Source organism: Pseudomonas sp. T1.Ur, from assembly GCF_023516725.1.
Taxonomy (GTDB): Bacteria; Pseudomonadota; Gammaproteobacteria; order Pseudomonadales; family Pseudomonadaceae; genus Aquipseudomonas; species Aquipseudomonas alvandae.
The window spans coordinates 818,078-833,393 of sequence record NZ_JAMGSN010000001.1 but is presented as its reverse complement, the minus strand read 5'-3'; the positions used below and the strand labels follow the sequence as shown (position 1 = coordinate 833,393).

Below are 15,316 nucleotides of genomic sequence, written 5' to 3'. Positions count from 1 at the left end.
TGTGGGAGCAAGGCTTGCCCGCGATGGAGGCGATGCGGGCTTTCAGGAGCCGAGGCGCCCGTTTCGCGAGCAAGCTTTGCTCCCACAGCCCAGCGGGGCGATGCGACGCTTCGCTAAATCCCCTCGCCACACTTGGTTAACGCGGGTCGACGAGATCCAGCGCTCGATTGGCCAACAACTCACTCAAGTCAATCATCTGCACCACGCCGAGCGCGACATGCCGCCGAGAGCCTTTCAGGTCGAACGCCAGGTCGTTGACCATCGCACTGGCCGAGGCCAGGGTTTCGCTGAGATTTGCCAGTAGGCACTCGGTGTCGAGGGTATCGATGACGGTGAAAACTTGAGTTGAGGTTTTGGGTTTGGGATCAGGGTGGGTGCCCAGATGGTAATCGAGTGCTCGGTCTGCGGCCTCTTGGAGCTTTTCTGGATCGGGGTCGTTGTAGGGGAAGGTGCTCTCTGATGGCGAAGAAGGATGATGTTTTTTCATAACGGCGCTCCTGCATCAATTGGAGCCCGAGACATTGGGTCCGGGCGCTGGCGCCTAACGAATTCGGCGGGCTTGCAGTCCCGGTCGCTGGATTGGCAGCGACATGAACAAGCTAGAGATACCGCTTCCGAGCAGCAACCTTAAAACTTCGTCGGAAAAGTCGCCGCGTCTGTCAGACCGGCCACAAACTCTGTGGGAGCGAGCTTGCTCGCGATAGCAATGGCTCTATCACATAGGTGCAGCGAAAGCCCCCATGCTCTTGCTCTTGCTCTTGCTCTTGCTCTTGCTTTTGATCTCAACGCCCCGTTAACCACGATGGCCGAACGCAGGCATTGTGGAGTGGGTAACCCGGCATGGATGCCGGGTTAGCCGCGCTGGGCCATGGATGGCCCTTCGCGGCGGCCCACGGAGCAATGCCGGAGTGAGGGCATGCCGAGCCTAGGCGAGGCACCGAGCGGTGGGGCAAGCCTTTTTTGCTTACTTTTTTTGGCGTCTGAAAAAAAGTGAGCCGCCGTAAGGGCGGAACCCTAAGCCGCCGTGACCGCAGCAACGGATATGTACCCGGTCAAAAATCCAGGCCAGCTGTCAGGCCGCCATCGCGAGCAAGCTCGCTCCCACAGGGGATTGCGACCATCCATTCGGTTACTTTGCCGTTCGATAATCGCCCAAAACCCGCAAATGGCAATTGAACCGATCCCAGGCCGCCCTTCACCATCCCTCGCACAAAACCAATAACAACAGGTCCGACGCCATGTCCCTACGCCCCGCCCTGTCCGGCTGATTCCGGACCGCTTTAACAACCTGGCCCCACCGAACCGTTCGCACCCAAAGGTTGCGGCAACAACTCGCTTCGTCCATAAAAAATAAGAGACAACGCCCATGAAGCCCACACAGCACCTGTTCCCCAGCCTCATCGCCGTCGCCCTGACCAGCACCGCCCTGCCCGTCCTGGCCGCGGAATCGGGATTCGTCGAAGATGCCAAGGCCACGCTGAACCTGCGCAACTTCTACTTCAACCGCAACTTCACCAACGACAACGCCGCCCAAGGCAAAGCCGAGGAATGGACCCAGAGCTTCATCCTCGACGCCAAGTCCGGCTTCACCCAGGGCGTGGTCGGTTTCGGCGTGGACGTGCTGGGGACCTACTCGATCAAGCTCGACGGCGGCAGAGGCACCGCCGGCACCCAGTTGCTGCCGGTGCATGACGACGGTCGCCCCGCCGATGACTTCGGTCGCCTGGGCGTGGCCCTGAAGGCCAAGGTCTCGAAGACTGAGCTGAAGGTCGGCGAGTGGATGCCGGTGCTGCCGATCCTGCGCTCCGACGACGGTCGTTCCCTGCCCCAGACTTTCCGTGGCGGCCAGGTGACCTCGACCGAAATCAACGGCCTGAGCCTCTATGGCGGCCAGTTCCGCGCCAACAGCCCGCGCAACGACGCGAGCATGGAAGACATGTCGATGAACGGCCGTGGCGCGTTCACTTCCGACCGCTTCAACTTCGGCGGTGGCGAATACGCCTTCAACGAAAAACGCACCCAGGTCGGCGTCTGGTACGCGGAACTGTCCGACATCTACCAGCAACAGTATTTCAACCTGACCCACAGCCAGCCGATCGGCGACTGGACCCTGGGCGCCAACCTCGGTTACTTCACCGGCAAGGAAGACGGCAGCGCACTGGCCGGCGACCTCGACAACAAAACCGCGTTCGCCATGCTTTCCGCCAAATACGGCGGCAACACCTTCTACGTCGGCCTGCAGAAAGTCGGCGGCGATGATGCCTGGATGCGCGTCAACGGCACCAGCGGCGGCACCCTGGCGAACGACAGCTACAACTCCAGCTACGACAACGCCAAGGAAAAATCCTGGCAAGTGCGCCATGACTTCAACTTCGCTGCTGTCGGCGTGCCGGGCCTGACCCTGATGAACCGCTACATCAGCGGCGACAACGTGCACACCGCCACGGTGGATGACGGCAAGGAATGGGGGCGTGAAACCGAACTGGCTTATACCGTGCAGAGCGGTGCGCTGAAGAGTCTCAACGTGAAGTGGCGCAACTCGACGATGCGCCGGGACTTCAATACCAATGAGTTCGATGAGAACCGGTTGATCGTCAGCTACCCGATCAGCCTGCTGTAGAAGCCAGACTTGGAGGGAGGCTGTACCACCGTCATCGCGAGCAAGCTCGCTCCCACAGGGGATTGATGGTGGATGCAGATGCGATGAGCGCTGGACATCAGTGTGGGAGCGAGCTTGCTCGCGATGGCGGCGGTACCTTCAGCATCATCGCAAGCTGACCCACCGCTTTCGCGAGCAGGCTCGCTCCCACAAGGGATTGATGGTGGATGCACATTCGATGAGCGCTGGACATCAGTGTGGGAGCGAGCTTGCTCGCGATGGCGGCGGTACCTTCAGCATCATCGCAAGCTGACTCACCACTTTCGCGAGCAGGCTCGCTCCCACAAGGGATTGATGGTGGATGCAGATTCGATGAGCGCTGGACATCAGTGTGGGAGCGAGCTTGCTCGCGATGGCGGCGGTACGTTCAGCATCATCGCAAGCTGACCCACCGCTTTCGCGAGCAGGCTCGCTCCCACAAGGGATTGATGGTGGACGCAGATTCGATGAGCGCTGGACATCAGTGTGGGAGCGAGCTTGCTCGCGATGGCGGCGGTACGTTCAGCATCATCGCAAGCTGACCCACCGCTTTCGCGAGCAGGCTCGCTCCCACACGGATTGGCGGTGTTTCTCAAGCCCGGGATTCGACACCCAGCTCGTCCCAGACCGATTCGGCCAGGTGGAAGGTGGCGTTGGCTGCCGGGATGCCGCAGTAGATGGCGCTCTGCATGATCACTTCCTTGATCTCGCTGCGGCTCACGCCATTGTTGGCGGCGGCGCGCAGGTGCAGCTTGAGTTCTTCATTGCGGTTCATGCCGATCAACATGGCGATTGTGATCAGGCTGCGGGTATGGTGCGGCAGTCCCGGGCGGGTCCAGATGTCGCCCCAGGCGTGGCGGGTGATCATCTCTTGGAACTCGCTGTTGAATTCGGTCAGCGCATTGAGGCTGCGATCGACATGAGCATCGCCCAGCACCGCGCGGCGCACTTGCATGCCTTCGTCGTAACGTTGTTTCTCGTCCACAGAAAACTCCTCAGGCCCGGCCAGAATCAAGCAGGAAATCCACCACCCGCGCGCTGAACGCAGCGCCGGCCTGGACGTTGGAAAGATGTGCTGCGTAAAACTCGGCGTACTCGGCCCCACTGACGCGCGCTTGGATAAAATGCCCACCCGACGGCGGCGTCACGGCATCTTCGGTACCGGCGATTATCAGCAGCGGCACGCGGATCGACGCCAACTGCTCGCGAAAATCGGCATCACGCACCGCCGCGCAGTTAGCTGCGTAACCCTGGGGCGACGTGGCGGCGAGCATGTCGGTGATTTTTTTCGCCGTCGCAGGCTGGGCCTCGGCAAAGTCCGGGGTGAACCAGCGGGCAATCGACGCATCACGCAAGGCCACCATCGCATCCTTGCCATCGCGCAGCACGGTTTCGATGCGCGGGTTCCACACCGACGGGTCGCCGATCTTGGCGGCGGTGTTGCACACCACCAATTTGTGCAGGCGCTCGCCGGCATTGATCCCCAGCCACTGGCCGATCAAGCCGCCCATGGACAAGCCGCAGAAATGCACCTTGTCGATGTTCAACTGATCCAGCATCGCCAGCACATCGCAGCCCAGTTGTTCGATGCTGTAGGGACCTTCGGTCACCAACGACTGGCCATGCCCCCGCGTATCGAAACGCAGCACGCGAAAATGCTCGCTGAAAGCCGGGATCTGCTCGTCCCACATGTGCAAGTCAGTGCCCAGGGAGTTGGAAAGCACCAACACCGGGGCGTCCTGCGGCCCGTCCATTCGGTAATTCAGATCGCCCTCGGCGAGTTTGACGAATCCCACAACAATCTCCTTTCAGGCATTCAAGGCTAGGTGTTCGGCCACGGCCCGGGCGATCCAGGCCTGGGCTAGTCCGAGGTAGTGGGCCGGGTCGAGCAGGCGGTCCAGCTCGGTCGCGGATAACTGCGCGGTGACCTGGGGTTCGTCCCCCAGCACCTCGCGCAAATGCCTCTGTTCGGCCACCGCGCGCTTGCAGCATTGTTCGAGCAAATGATGCGCAGTGTCGCGCCCCACACGCTGGGCCAGGACGATGCTCACGGCTTCCGCCAGCACCAAGCCCTGGGTCAACTCCAGGTTGCGGGCCATGCGCGCCGCATCCACTTCAAGCCCTTCGGCCAACAGCCGCGCCTGTTGCAAGGCGCCGGAGACCAGGCAGCAGATCTCCGGCAGGGTTTCCCATTCGGCGTGCCACAGGCCCAGGCTGCGCTCGTGTTCCTGGGGCATGGCGCTGAACAGCGTCGACAACAAGCCAGGCACGCGCGTCGCCGCGCTGATCAGCACCGCCGCGCCCACCGGGTTGCGCTTGTGGGGCATGGTCGATGAACCACCCTTGCCCGGCGCAGAAGGTTCGAACGCTTCGCCGGCCTCGGTCTGCATCAACAGGCTGATGTCGCGCCCCAACTTGCCCAGGCTGCCGGCGATCAAGCCCAGCACCGCGCCGAACTCCACCAGACGATCGCGCTGGGTGTGCCACGGCAGCTCCGGCAGGTTCAGTTGCAGCTCCGCGGCCAAGGCTTCGGCGACCGGTAGCGCCTGGTCGCCCAAGGCGGCGAGTGTCCCGGAGGCGCCGCCGAATTGCAGCACCAGCAAGCGCGGCTTGACCTCTTTCAAGCGCTGGCGACTGCGGGTGATCGCCCCCAGCCAACCGGCGATCTTCATACCCAGCGTTACCGGCGTGGCGTGTTGCAGCCAGGTGCGTCCGGCCATTGGCGTGGCGGCGTAGCGTTCGGCTTGTCGGGCCAGGATGACGGCCAGTTGCGCCAACTCTTCCTCGATCAGCGCCAGCGCCTGGCGCAGTTGCAGCACCAACCCGCTGTCCATCACATCTTGGCTGGTGGCGCCCAGGTGCACGTAGCGTTCAGCCTCGGCGCTCTCAGTGGCGATGCGCTTGCCCAACGCCTTGACCAGCGGGATCGCCGAATTGCCGGCGCTGGCAATCGCTTCGCTCAACGCGGAAAAATCGTACAACTGGGCACGGCAGGCGTTCTCGATCGGTGCCACCGCGTCCTGGGGGATCAACCCTACTCGCGCCTCGGCACGGGCCAGCGCGGCCTCGACATCCAGCATCGCCTGGACCCGCCCCGCATCGCAGAACACCTCGCGCATGTCGCGGGCGGTGAAGTAGGCATCGAACAGCTGATTGCCCGGTCGTTCGCTCATAAACAGTCCTTCGGAAAATGGATGCCTTTGTGGTCAACGATTGCTCCTGCTGGCTTGCCCCCCTAGAAGCTGTGTAAGAGCTGCGTAGGAGCTGCGTAGGAGCTGCCGAGTGCAACGAGGCTGCGATCTTTCCCCTGACACTTGAGTCCCAAGCGAAAGATCAAAAGATCAAAAGATCGCAGGCTTCGCCAGCTCCTACGGGGCCCAGCGGTGCAATTGCTGGCCACAATGAATCAAACCAGCCTTAAAGATCATGGTGCAAATACGCCGGCTGCTTGGGCAGGCGCAGGCTGAACAGGAACGCCACCACCATCATCACCGTGACATACCAATAAAACGCGTTCTCCATGCCTTGGGCTTTCAGGCTCAAGGCGACGTATTCGGCCGATCCGCCAAAAATCGCATTGGCCACCGCATACGCCAACCCTACGCCCAGTGCCCGCACTTCAGGTGGAAACATTTCGGCTTTCACCAGGCCACTGATGGAGGTGTAGAAACTGACGATCGCCAGCGCCAACGTGATCAGGACAAAGGCCAGGAACGGGCTGCTGATGCTTTTCAGCGTCAGCAGGATCGGCACCGTGCACAACGCCCCCAGGCCGCCGAACCAGAGCATGGAGTTACGCCGGCCGATCTTGTCCGCCAGCATGCCGAACAGCGGCTGCATGCACATATACAGGAACAGCGCGCCGGTCATGATGTAACTGGCGGTCTTGGCGTGCAGGCCCGCCGTGTTCACCAGGTATTTCTGCATGTAGGTGGTGAACGTGTAGAAAATCAACGAACCGCCCGCGGTATAGCCCAGCACGGTAATGAACGCCGCCTTGTGGTCGCGAAACAGTGCGGCGATGCTGCCGGCGTCCTTGTTCTCGCGCATTTCCTTGCTGCTGGTTTCCTTCAGCGAACGACGCAGGAACAGGGAAATCAACGCCGCCACCGCGCCCACCACGAACGGAATCCGCCAGCCGTAGGCACGCAGTTCGTCCTCGTTGAGGAACTGTTGCAGGATCACCACCAGCGACACCGCCAGCAGTTGTCCGCCAATCAACGTCACGTACTGGAACGACGCGAAGAAGCCGCGCTGGCCTTTCAGGGCGACTTCGCTCATGTAGGTGGCGGTGGTGCCGTATTCGCCGCCCACCGACAGGCCCTGCAGCAAGCGCGCGAACAACAGCAACAGCGGTGCCCAGACACCGATGTCCTTGTAGGTGGGCAGGCAGGCGATGAGCAACGAGCCGAAGCACATCATCAGCACCGAGATCATCATCGAATTCTTGCGCCCATGACGGTCCGCCACCCGCCCGAAGATCCAGCCGCCGATGGGACGCATCAGGAACCCGGCGGCGAACACACCGGCCGTATTGACCAGTTGCACCGTCGGGTTGTCCGAGGGGAAGAATGCCGGCGCGAAGTAAATCGCACAGAACGCGTAGACGTAGAAGTCGAACCATTCGACCAGGTTGCCGGATGAGGCACCGACGATGGCGAAGATGCGCTTGCTGCGCTCCTCACCGGTGTAGTGGCTGGTTGGGGTGGTCATGGGTTATTCACTCGTTGGGGACTTAACAAAGTCTAGACACACTTAGTAACAGTCCCGTTCCACAATCCTGGCACCCGTGGCGAGGGAGCTTGCTCCCGCTCGACTTGCGCCCGTAGAAGCTGCGTAGGAGCTGCGTAGGAGCTGCCGAGCGAAGCGAGGCTGCGATCTTGCCCCAGACACTTGAGTCCCAAGTGAAAGATCAAAAGATCGCAGGCTTCGCCAGCTCCTACAGAGCCAGCGGGAGCACGCTCCCTCGCCACAAGGGTTTCAATCAATAGTCGAAGAACACCGTTTCGGCATCGGTGCCCTGCAGGATCACGTTCCACTGATACACGCCCGACGCATCGGGCTTGGCGATGAGGGTGCCGCGGCGTTTCTCGGGAACGCAGCCCAGCAGCGGATCAGCTTCGTTGGCAGGTTCGCCATCGAAATAGATGCGTGTCAGCAAATGCTTGACCAACCCGCGAGCAAACACCAGCACTACAAGGTGCGGCGCCTGGGTCGTACCGCCCAGCCCTGGCACAGTGCCGGGCTTGATGGTGGTGAAGCGGAAGCGCCCTTCGGCATCCACCGGCACCCGGCCAAAGCCGTCGAAGTGCGGGTCCAGCGGCTTGTCCTGGTCGTCTTCCGGGTGGGCGTATTTGCCGGCGGCGTTGGCCTGCCAGACTTCCAGCATCGCGTCGTTGACAAACTGACCGTTACCGTCGACCACCTGCCCGGTGATCGCCACGCGCTGGCCGAGCGTTTGTGTGACGGTCAGGTCCTCGCGGTTCAGCCACGTCAGGCCGATGTGGTAGTAAGGCCCGACGGTGTGGGACGTAGTGGCGTTGAGCGTCATCTTATTTCTCCATCGGCGTGGCATCGCGGCCGCGCAAGACGATGTCCCAGCGATAACCGAGGGCGTAGTGAGGGACGGTTTTTTCCAGGTCGAAACGGGCGATCAGGCGTTCCTTGGCACTTGTGTCCGGCACGCAGTTGTAGATCGGGTCGTATTCCAGCAACGGGTCGCCGGGGAAATACATCTGCGTCACCAGGCGCGTCAGAATACTCGGCCCAAACAGCGAGAAATGGATATGCGCCGGCCGCCAGGCGTTGTGGTGGTTGCCCCACGGATAGGCGCCGGGCTTGATGGTCTGGAACTGATACCAGCCGTCGGCATCGGTGACGGTGCGCCCGGTGCCGGTGAAGTTCGGGTCCAGCGGCGCGTCATGGTCGTCACGGTCATGGTTGTAGCGGCCGGCGGCGTTGGCCTGCCAGATCTCCAAGAGGATGCCCGGCACTGGCTCGCCATGCTCATCCAGCACGCGCCCGTGAATGATGATTCGTTCACCCAACGGCTCGCCAGCATGCTGGGCGGTCAGGTCGTGATCCTTTTCTTGAATACGGTCGGCGCCGATGGTCGGGCCGGTAATTTCCGACAGCGAGTGAGGCAGGTACACCAGCGGCTTGGACGGCGAGCGCAGGTTGGTGGACTGGTACGGCGGGTGCAGATACTCCGGCTGGGTGCCCGCTTGTGGGCGACGATAACCAGGCTTGTCAGTCATGAAGCATTCCTCGGTTTCTTATGAGTAGAGCGACGCATCAGACGCGTTCGATCGCCAGCGCCAGACCTTGGCCGACGCCGACACACATGGTCGCCAAGCCTTTCTTGCCGCCTGTTTTTTCCAGGTGATGCAGCGCTGTCATCACCAACCGCGCGCCGCTCATGCCCAGCGGATGACCCAAGGCGATCGCACCACCGTTCGGGTTGACTTGCGGCGCATCGTCCGCCAGTCCCAAGTCCCGCAATACCGCCAAACCTTGGCTGGCGAAGGCTTCGTTAAGCTCGATCACATCAAAATCCGCGACGGCCAATCCCAGGCGCTCGGTGAGTTTGCGCACCGCCGGCACCGGACCGATGCCCATCACCCGTGGCGCGACGCCGGCGCTGGCCATGCCCAGCACTTTGCCGCGCGGCGTCAGGCCATGTTTTTTCACTGCTTCGGCCGACGCCAGGATCAACGCGGCCGCGCCGTCATTGACGCCCGAAGCGTTGCCGGCGGTGACCGTCTTGTCCGGACCGTTGATCGGTTTGAGTTTGCTCAGGGTTTCCAGCGTGGTGTCAGCGCGAGGATGTTCATCCTGCGCGACCACGGTTTCGCCTTTTTTATGGGCGATGCGCACCGGCACGATTTCCTCGGCGAAAAACCCTGCCGCCTGGGCCGCCGCCGTGCGCTGCTGGCTGCGCAAGGCGAAAGCGTCCTGATCGGCGCGGGACACCGCGTAGTCATCCGCCACGTTATCGGCGGTCTGCGGCATCGCGTCCACACCGTACTGGGCTTTCATCAATGGATTGATGAAACGCCAGCCGATGGTCGTGTCTTCCAGTTTCATGTTGCGGGAAAACGCCGCGTCGGCCTTGCCCATCACGAACGGGGCCCGGGACATCGATTCCACACCGCCGGCAATCGCCAGTTCCATCTCGCCGCTGGCGATGGCGCGGAACGCGGTGCCGATGGCGTCCATGCCCGAGGCGCAGAGGCGGTTGAGGGTCACGCCGGGAATGCTTTCCGGCAGGCCCGCCAACAGCAGCGCCATGCGCGCGACGTTGCGGTTATCTTCGCCGGCCTGGTTGGCGCAGCCGAGGAACACTTCGTCCACGGCACTCCAATCCACCGATGGATTGCGCTCCATCAGCGCCTTGATCGGCACGGCGGCCAGGTCATCAGCGCGAACGGCGGACAAACCGCCGCCAAACCGGCCGATGGGGGTTCGAATCGCATCACAGATATACACGTCGCGCATCAGGCTTCTCCCGGTGCCTGGCCGTGGGCCGCCGCGGTGCGAGCTTCCAGGTCGCGCAATGCGCGCAGCTCCACCTCGGTCGGCTCGGCGGTGGTCTGTACCTGGTCGGCGAAACGGATCGCCCACCCGGTGGCCGCAATGACTTGCTCGCGGGTCACGCCGGGGTGCAGCGCGGTGACCACGAATTCATGGCTGCCGGCTTCGGGCTCCATGATGCACAAGTCGGTGATAATGCCCACGGGCCCTGCGCCCGGCAGGCCCAGGCGCTTGCGCGAATCGCCGCCTTCGCCGTGACCGACCGAGGTGATGAAATCCAACTTGTCGACAAACGAACGCGCCGACTGCTTGAGGATGATCAACACACTCTTGGCCGAACCGGCGATTTCCGGCGCGCCACCGGCACCCGGCAGGCGGACTTTCGGTTGATGGTAATTGCCCACCACCGTGGTGTTGATGTTACCGAAACGGTCGACCTGGGCCGCGCCGAGGAAACCGACGTCGATACGTCCGCCCTGCAGCCAGTAGCGAAAAATCTCACCGGTCGGCACGACGGTATCGGCAGTTTCCGCCAGCTCACCGTCGCCGATGGACAGCGGCAGCACGCTGGGCTTGGCACCGATCGGGCCGGATTCGTAGATCAGCACCACGTCTGGCGACGAGGTCAGGCGCGCCAGGTTGGCCGCTTTCGACGGCAGGCCGATGCCAACGAAGCACACGGCATTGTTCTTCAAGCGACGCGCCGCGGCGACGGTCATCATTTCGTTGGTGGAGTAAGTCATGGTTGCACCTGCGAAGCGGCTGCCAGCCGGGCCTGGAATTCACTGAAGTCTTTAGTGCCATGGATGTATTCGTTGATCCAGGCGGTAAAGGTCTCACGGTCCCGGGCGATCGGATCCCACGCCTGGTAGAAACGGTTGTCACGCTCGGTGTAGCCATGGGCGTAGGACGGATGGGCGCCGCCCGGTACGTGGCAGACGGCGCTCAATGCCCAGGTCGGCAGCACGCAGGCGTTCATCGGTGCGTTCAGGTCGTCGACGATTTCTTCCACGGTGACGATGCAGCGCTTGGCCGCCAGGGCGGCTTCTTTCTGCACGCCGAGGATGCCCCACAGCAGCACGTTGCCCTTGCGGTCGGCTTTCTGGGCGTGGATCACGGTGATGTCCGGGCGCACCGAAGGCACGGCGGCCAACACTTCACCGGTGAAGGGACAGGTCACGCTCTTGATCAGCGGGTTGACCTTCGGCAGGTCGGAACCGGCGTAGGCCCGCAGCACCGCGAACGGCAGGCCGGAGGCGCCGGCGACGTAGGCGTTGGCGAGGTCGGCGTGGCTGTGTTCTTCGATCTCCAGCGGGTGCGGCCATTGTTTTTCCACGGCATCGCGTAGGCGGTGCAAGGACCCGACGCCAGGGTTGCCGCCCCAGGAGAAAATCAACTTGCGAGCACAACCGGCACCGATCAACTGGTCGTAGATCAGGTCAGGCGTCATGCGTACCAACGTCAGGTCTTTCTTGCCCTGGCGAATGATTTCATGACCCGCCGCCGTAGGAATCAGGTGCGTGAAGCCTTCGAGCGCGACGGTGTCGCCGTCGTTGACGAATTGCTTCACCGCGTCGTGCAGCGAAAGGATTTCAGCCATGGGGCAGGCTCCCGTTTTCCAGTAGACCGACGTGAAGAAAAAGGCGCGAGGTCAAGCGCCGGAGTGACTGAAGATTAAGCTTCGGGATGGCGGCAAAACAATCCGATAATCGACTAAGTGTTCGTTTATCGAACAGATTGTTGTTTGGCTATCGATTTCCCCTGCCATCGAAAACACGCGGAACCTGTGGCGAGGGAGCTTGCTCCCGCTGGGCTTGTAGGAGCTGGCGAAGGCTCGGGCCGCGTTCGGACGATCTTTTGATCTTTTAATCTTTCGCTTGATATTCAGGTGTCCTTGGAAAGATCGCAGCCTCGCTTCGCTCGGCAGCTCCTACACGCCACCCAGCGGGAGCAAGCTACCTCGCCACGGGTGAGGACTCAGGCTCGGAAAAACTCAGGTCGCATCCGCATGGCTGACCATGCCCTTGATCACCACCGCCGTGGTCGCCAGGGCCGCCGGGATGACCAACGCTGTCAGGACCTGCTCGAAGTTCCAGCCTAGGCCCAACAACGTCGCGCCCATCCAGGCGCCAAGGATCGCCCCGAACCGGCCGATGCCCAGCATCCATGAAACCCCGGTGGCCCGGCCCTGGGTCGGATAGAAGCGCGCCGCCAGGGAAGGCATCGCCGATTGCGCGCCGTTGACGCACATGCCGGCCACCAATACCAGGGTGGCGAGCAAGGTCATGTTGCCCAGGCTCTGCCCCACCGCGTAGGCAAACAACCCGGCCATCAGGTAGAAGATGCCGATGACCTTGTGCGGATTGAACCGGTCCATCGCCCAACCCACGCCGACCGCGCTCAGGACGCCGCCGAATTGAAACAACGCACCGATAAACGCGGCCTGCTCCATGCTCGCGCCGCTGTCACGCATCAGGGTCGGTAGCCAACTGGTCAGCAGATAAACAATCACCAAGCCCATGAAATATGTCAGCCACAACAACAAGGTGCCGGCGCTGTAGGTGCCGGAGAAAATCACCGCCAGCACGTTGCGCGCCTTCACGGTTTTCTGTTCCGGCACACTGAAGCTGGACGCCTGGGCAATGGTCGGCGGGTCAATTGGCGCCAAGGTCTTGCGCACTTTGTCCGTGCCACGGTTACGCACCACCAGGTAACGCGCCGACTCGGGCAACCAGAACAACAGCACTACCGCCAGGATCAGTGGCAGGACACCGCCGATCATCAACAGGCTGTGCCAGCCGAATGCCGGAATCAACTTGGCCGAAATGAACCCGCCGCCGGCCATGCCGAGGTTGAAGCCACAGAACATGCTCGTCACCAGCAACGACTTCTTGCGCTCCGGCGTGTACTCGGAGAGCAGCGTCGTGGCGTTCGGCATGCCAGCGCCCAGTCCCAACCCCGTCAGGAAACGCAGCACCAGCAATTGGTCGACATTGGTGCTGTAGGCAGAAGCCAGGCTGAATGCGCCGAACAGGGCGACGGCCCCGACCAGCACGACCTTGCGCCCGAAGCGGTCCGCCAGGGGCCCGGAACCCAACGCGCCGAAGACCATGCCGATCAACGCGGCACTCATCACCGGTCCAAGGCTGGCCCGGTCGATGCCCCAATCCTGGGACAGGGCCGGCGCGATGAAGCCCATGGCCGCCGTGTCGAGGCCGTCGAGAAAAACAATCAGGAAACAGAGAATGACCACGCGCCACTGATAGCGCGAAATCGGTTGAGCGTTGATGAAGGACTGCACATCGAGGCAAGTGCCTACGGAGGTCTGGGGCTGGTTCATTTTATTTTTATTCCAGGCAAGGGACGCCAGATGACGCTGCGCGACATTAATGACACCTGGCAAATACCGTCAATTCATCCGGGCCGACTGTGTGCGTTTATCGAACAACTTAGCTGAACACTTAACTGAACAGTTGCGCGCTGAGGTCTCGGCTGGCGCCCAGCAGGCCCGGCAGAAAGCGCTGCTCCAACTCGTTGCGGCTGACCCGTCCCGCGTGGGTACTGACATTCAGCGCCGCGACCACCTGGCCCGATGCGTCGTACACCGGCACGGCGATCGAACGCAGGCCTTGTTCCAGTTCCTGGTCGACGATGCACCAGCCCTGTTGCCGGACCTGCTGCAGGCATTCGAGCAACGCCTCGGGCGTATGCAGCGTCCGGCTGGTCTTGGCCTGCAAGTCGGCGTGGTCCAGGTAATCGCGCAACGACGCATCGTCCAGGGCCGCCAGCAGGATCCTGCCCATTGATGTGCAATACGCCGGCAGACGGCCGCCCACGGACAGATCCACGGAAATCAGCCGCTGGGTGGTGGCCGACCGGGCGATGTAGAGGATGTCGTCACCTTCGAGCGTCGCCATGTTGCAGGCCTCGTGCAGCTGCTCGCTCATGCGGTCCAGGTACGGCTGGGCGGAAACGGCCAATGGTGTCGACGACAGATAGGCGTGACCCAGGGTCAGCACCTTGGGCAGCAACGAATAGGTACGTCCGTCGGTGGTGGCGTAGCCGAGCTTGATCAAGGTATGCAGGCAACGTCTGACAGCCGCACGGGGGATTTCCGTGCGGTGGCTGATCTGGGCGATGGTCAGGTGCCGCTTGCGCTCCTGGAATGCCTGGACCACGGCCAGGCCGCGGGCCAGCGACGTCATGAAATCCGGATCGCCCGTCAACGCCTGGATCCGCTTGGCGGGCGAAGCAACGATCGGCGGCGCGACTGAAGTGAAAGCGTTGCGCAATTGGTCGTTCATGTCGGATCCTCTGCGGAATATCGGCTATTACAACGGGCGGGCCGGCAGGCGCACAAGGACGGATCGCCGACACCGTGCGATTATCGAACCGCCGATCGATAATCGCAATCAAGTGAGGATGAATCCACGTTCCGACTGACCCGCGCAGCGCTTTCGCAAGCAGCCGGCAATGGAATGTCCCCACTCGAAAATTGAACTTGTCGCTAACAATGACGTCAGGATATCGACAGTTAGGGAAATACGTCTGTTGACACAACTAGTCCATACAAATATTGATTCACTTAAACAACCAGCGGTTTTATCTTTACCGATAGTGTTCTTCCAACGGACCGCTATAATGCGTTTCAGTGACGGCGAGGCCCATTGACCTTTCCGTCCGCAGGCACGACAGTTCATCGCTGTTGTGTCGCCTGCCGGTGCCTGAAGTACCTATGGCTGCTTCCCCTGTATCGGCAACAACACGAAGCCCTGATGCTACGTCAGCTGTCAGCTCTGGTGCCGTGGCCGTCTGCATGTTTCCATGCAGTGCGTATCACCAGATTCAATTAAATAATTAGGTAACACTGTGACGAAAGACGAACTGCGCGCGGAACTTGAGCGCCAGGAACAACGTTACAAGGAAGTTTACGGCGGGGAAATCACCACCTACGCCGCGCAACCTGAACCGGAACGCAAACCTTGGCGTAAACGCGCCACCGTCCAGGATCAGGCGTTCAGCCAGGAACTTCAGAAGATGGAAAAGGAACTCAAGGCCGAAGAGAGTTAACGTCCGGGCTTGATGTTTCCTATGGACGGTATCCGGTCGCCACCCTGGCCGGCCCTCGTCGTCAAGCGCCCGCCA

At 61.8% G+C, this 15,316-nt stretch carries 14 protein-coding genes; 2 read left to right on the top strand and 12 right to left on the bottom strand.

Features of this window, described 5'->3' with window-relative positions; genetic code table 11:
• Positions 1 to 136: 136 nt before the first annotated feature.
• Complete coding sequence (locus tag M8Q45_RS03870) at positions 137 to 487, bottom strand: DUF6124 family protein (RefSeq protein WP_249873638.1); 351 nt, start codon at positions 485 to 487, stop codon at positions 137 to 139.
• 879 nt (positions 488 to 1,366) lie between these two features.
• Between M8Q45_RS03870 and M8Q45_RS03865 the strand changes: the two genes are divergently transcribed.
• The gene (locus M8Q45_RS03865; protein ID WP_249873637.1) at positions 1,367 to 2,620 is read left to right on the top strand and encodes an OprD family porin; all 1,254 of its coding nucleotides are present in this window, start codon (positions 1,367 to 1,369) and stop codon (positions 2,618 to 2,620) included.
• 610 nt (positions 2,621 to 3,230) lie between these two features.
• Here M8Q45_RS03865 and pcaC read toward each other — a convergent pair.
• From pcaC to pcaR, 11 genes are all read right to left on the bottom strand, one after another.
• Positions 3,231 to 3,623: a 4-carboxymuconolactone decarboxylase gene (gene pcaC, locus M8Q45_RS03860; RefSeq protein ID WP_249873636.1), complete on the bottom strand. Its 393-nt coding sequence runs from the start codon at positions 3,621 to 3,623 to the stop codon at positions 3,231 to 3,233.
• Between the two features lie 10 nt (positions 3,624 to 3,633).
• Positions 3,634 to 4,434, bottom strand: coding sequence for a 3-oxoadipate enol-lactonase (pcaD, locus tag M8Q45_RS03855; RefSeq protein ID WP_249873635.1), 801 nt, complete (start codon positions 4,432 to 4,434; stop codon positions 3,634 to 3,636).
• A 12-nt stretch (positions 4,435 to 4,446) separates the two neighbouring features.
• Positions 4,447 to 5,811 (bottom strand): 3-carboxy-cis,cis-muconate cycloisomerase, encoded by a 1,365-nt coding sequence (locus M8Q45_RS03850; RefSeq protein ID WP_249873634.1) that lies wholly within the window; start codon positions 5,809 to 5,811, stop codon positions 4,447 to 4,449.
• A gap of 244 nt (positions 5,812 to 6,055) precedes the next feature.
• Positions 6,056 to 7,351 carry an MFS family transporter gene (locus tag M8Q45_RS03845; protein ID WP_249873633.1) on the bottom strand — a complete coding sequence of 432 codons (1,296 nt, stop codon included), beginning with the start codon at positions 7,349 to 7,351 and terminating at the stop codon, positions 6,056 to 6,058.
• Positions 7,352 to 7,622: 271 nt separating this feature from the next.
• On the bottom strand, positions 7,623 to 8,189 hold the full coding sequence (pcaG, locus tag M8Q45_RS03840; protein ID WP_249873632.1) for a protocatechuate 3,4-dioxygenase subunit alpha: 567 nt from the start codon (positions 8,187 to 8,189) through the stop codon (positions 7,623 to 7,625).
• A gap of 1 nt (position 8,190) precedes the next feature.
• Positions 8,191 to 8,895, bottom strand: coding sequence for a protocatechuate 3,4-dioxygenase subunit beta (gene pcaH / locus M8Q45_RS03835; RefSeq protein WP_249873631.1), 705 nt, complete (start codon positions 8,893 to 8,895; stop codon positions 8,191 to 8,193).
• A gap of 37 nt (positions 8,896 to 8,932) precedes the next feature.
• Positions 8,933 to 10,138 carry a 3-oxoadipyl-CoA thiolase gene (gene pcaF / locus M8Q45_RS03830; RefSeq protein WP_249877263.1) on the bottom strand — a complete coding sequence of 402 codons (1,206 nt, stop codon included), beginning with the start codon at positions 10,136 to 10,138 and terminating at the stop codon, positions 8,933 to 8,935.
• Positions 10,135 to 10,914, bottom strand: coding sequence for a CoA-transferase subunit beta (locus M8Q45_RS03825; RefSeq protein WP_249873630.1), 780 nt, complete (start codon positions 10,912 to 10,914; stop codon positions 10,135 to 10,137). Before M8Q45_RS03825 ends, pcaF begins: the two co-directional genes overlap by 4 nt.
• The gene (locus M8Q45_RS03820) at positions 10,911 to 11,771 is read right to left on the bottom strand and encodes a CoA transferase subunit A (RefSeq protein WP_249873629.1); all 861 of its coding nucleotides are present in this window, start codon (positions 11,769 to 11,771) and stop codon (positions 10,911 to 10,913) included. The genes M8Q45_RS03825 and M8Q45_RS03820 overlap by 4 nt, the downstream gene beginning before the upstream one ends.
• Before the next feature lie 393 nt (positions 11,772 to 12,164).
• Entirely contained in the window at positions 12,165 to 13,511 is a 1,347-nt protein-coding gene (gene pcaK / locus M8Q45_RS03815; RefSeq protein WP_249873628.1) for a 4-hydroxybenzoate transporter PcaK, read from the bottom strand.
• Positions 13,512 to 13,632: 121 nt separating this feature from the next.
• The gene (gene pcaR / locus M8Q45_RS03810; RefSeq protein ID WP_030142301.1) at positions 13,633 to 14,475 is read right to left on the bottom strand and encodes a pca regulon transcriptional regulator PcaR; all 843 of its coding nucleotides are present in this window, start codon (positions 14,473 to 14,475) and stop codon (positions 13,633 to 13,635) included.
• A 565-nt stretch (positions 14,476 to 15,040) separates the two neighbouring features.
• On the opposite strand from pcaR, the gene M8Q45_RS03805 reads away from it, so the two are divergent.
• Complete coding sequence (locus tag M8Q45_RS03805) at positions 15,041 to 15,241, top strand: hypothetical protein (RefSeq protein ID WP_030142302.1); 201 nt, start codon at positions 15,041 to 15,043, stop codon at positions 15,239 to 15,241.
• Positions 15,242 to 15,316: the final 75 nt, after the last annotated feature.

Bases quoted from the DNA above. Each gene is read 5' to 3' on its own strand.
- M8Q45_RS03825 (WP_249873630.1), bottom strand. From the start codon at position 10,914: ATGACTTACTCCACCAACGAAATGATGACCGTCGCCGCGGCGCGTCGC.
- M8Q45_RS03865 (WP_249873637.1), top strand. From the start codon at position 1,367: ATGAAGCCCACACAGCACCTGTTCCCCAGCCTCATCGCCGTCGCCCTG.
- M8Q45_RS03870 (WP_249873638.1), bottom strand. From the start codon at position 487: ATGAAAAAACATCATCCTTCTTCGCCATCAGAGAGCACCTTCCCCTAC.
- pcaH (WP_249873631.1), bottom strand. From the start codon at position 8,895: ATGACTGACAAGCCTGGTTATCGTCGCCCACAAGCGGGCACCCAGCCG.
- M8Q45_RS03845 (WP_249873633.1), bottom strand. From the start codon at position 7,351: ATGACCACCCCAACCAGCCACTACACCGGTGAGGAGCGCAGCAAGCGC.
- pcaK (WP_249873628.1), bottom strand. From the start codon at position 13,511: ATGAACCAGCCCCAGACCTCCGTAGGCACTTGCCTCGATGTGCAGTCC.
- M8Q45_RS03820 (WP_249873629.1), bottom strand. From the start codon at position 11,771: ATGGCTGAAATCCTTTCGCTGCACGACGCGGTGAAGCAATTCGTCAAC.
- pcaG (WP_249873632.1), bottom strand. From the start codon at position 8,189: ATGACGCTCAACGCCACTACGTCCCACACCGTCGGGCCTTACTACCAC.
- M8Q45_RS03850 (WP_249873634.1), bottom strand. From the start codon at position 5,811: ATGAGCGAACGACCGGGCAATCAGCTGTTCGATGCCTACTTCACCGCC.
- pcaR (WP_030142301.1), bottom strand. From the start codon at position 14,475: ATGAACGACCAATTGCGCAACGCTTTCACTTCAGTCGCGCCGCCGATC.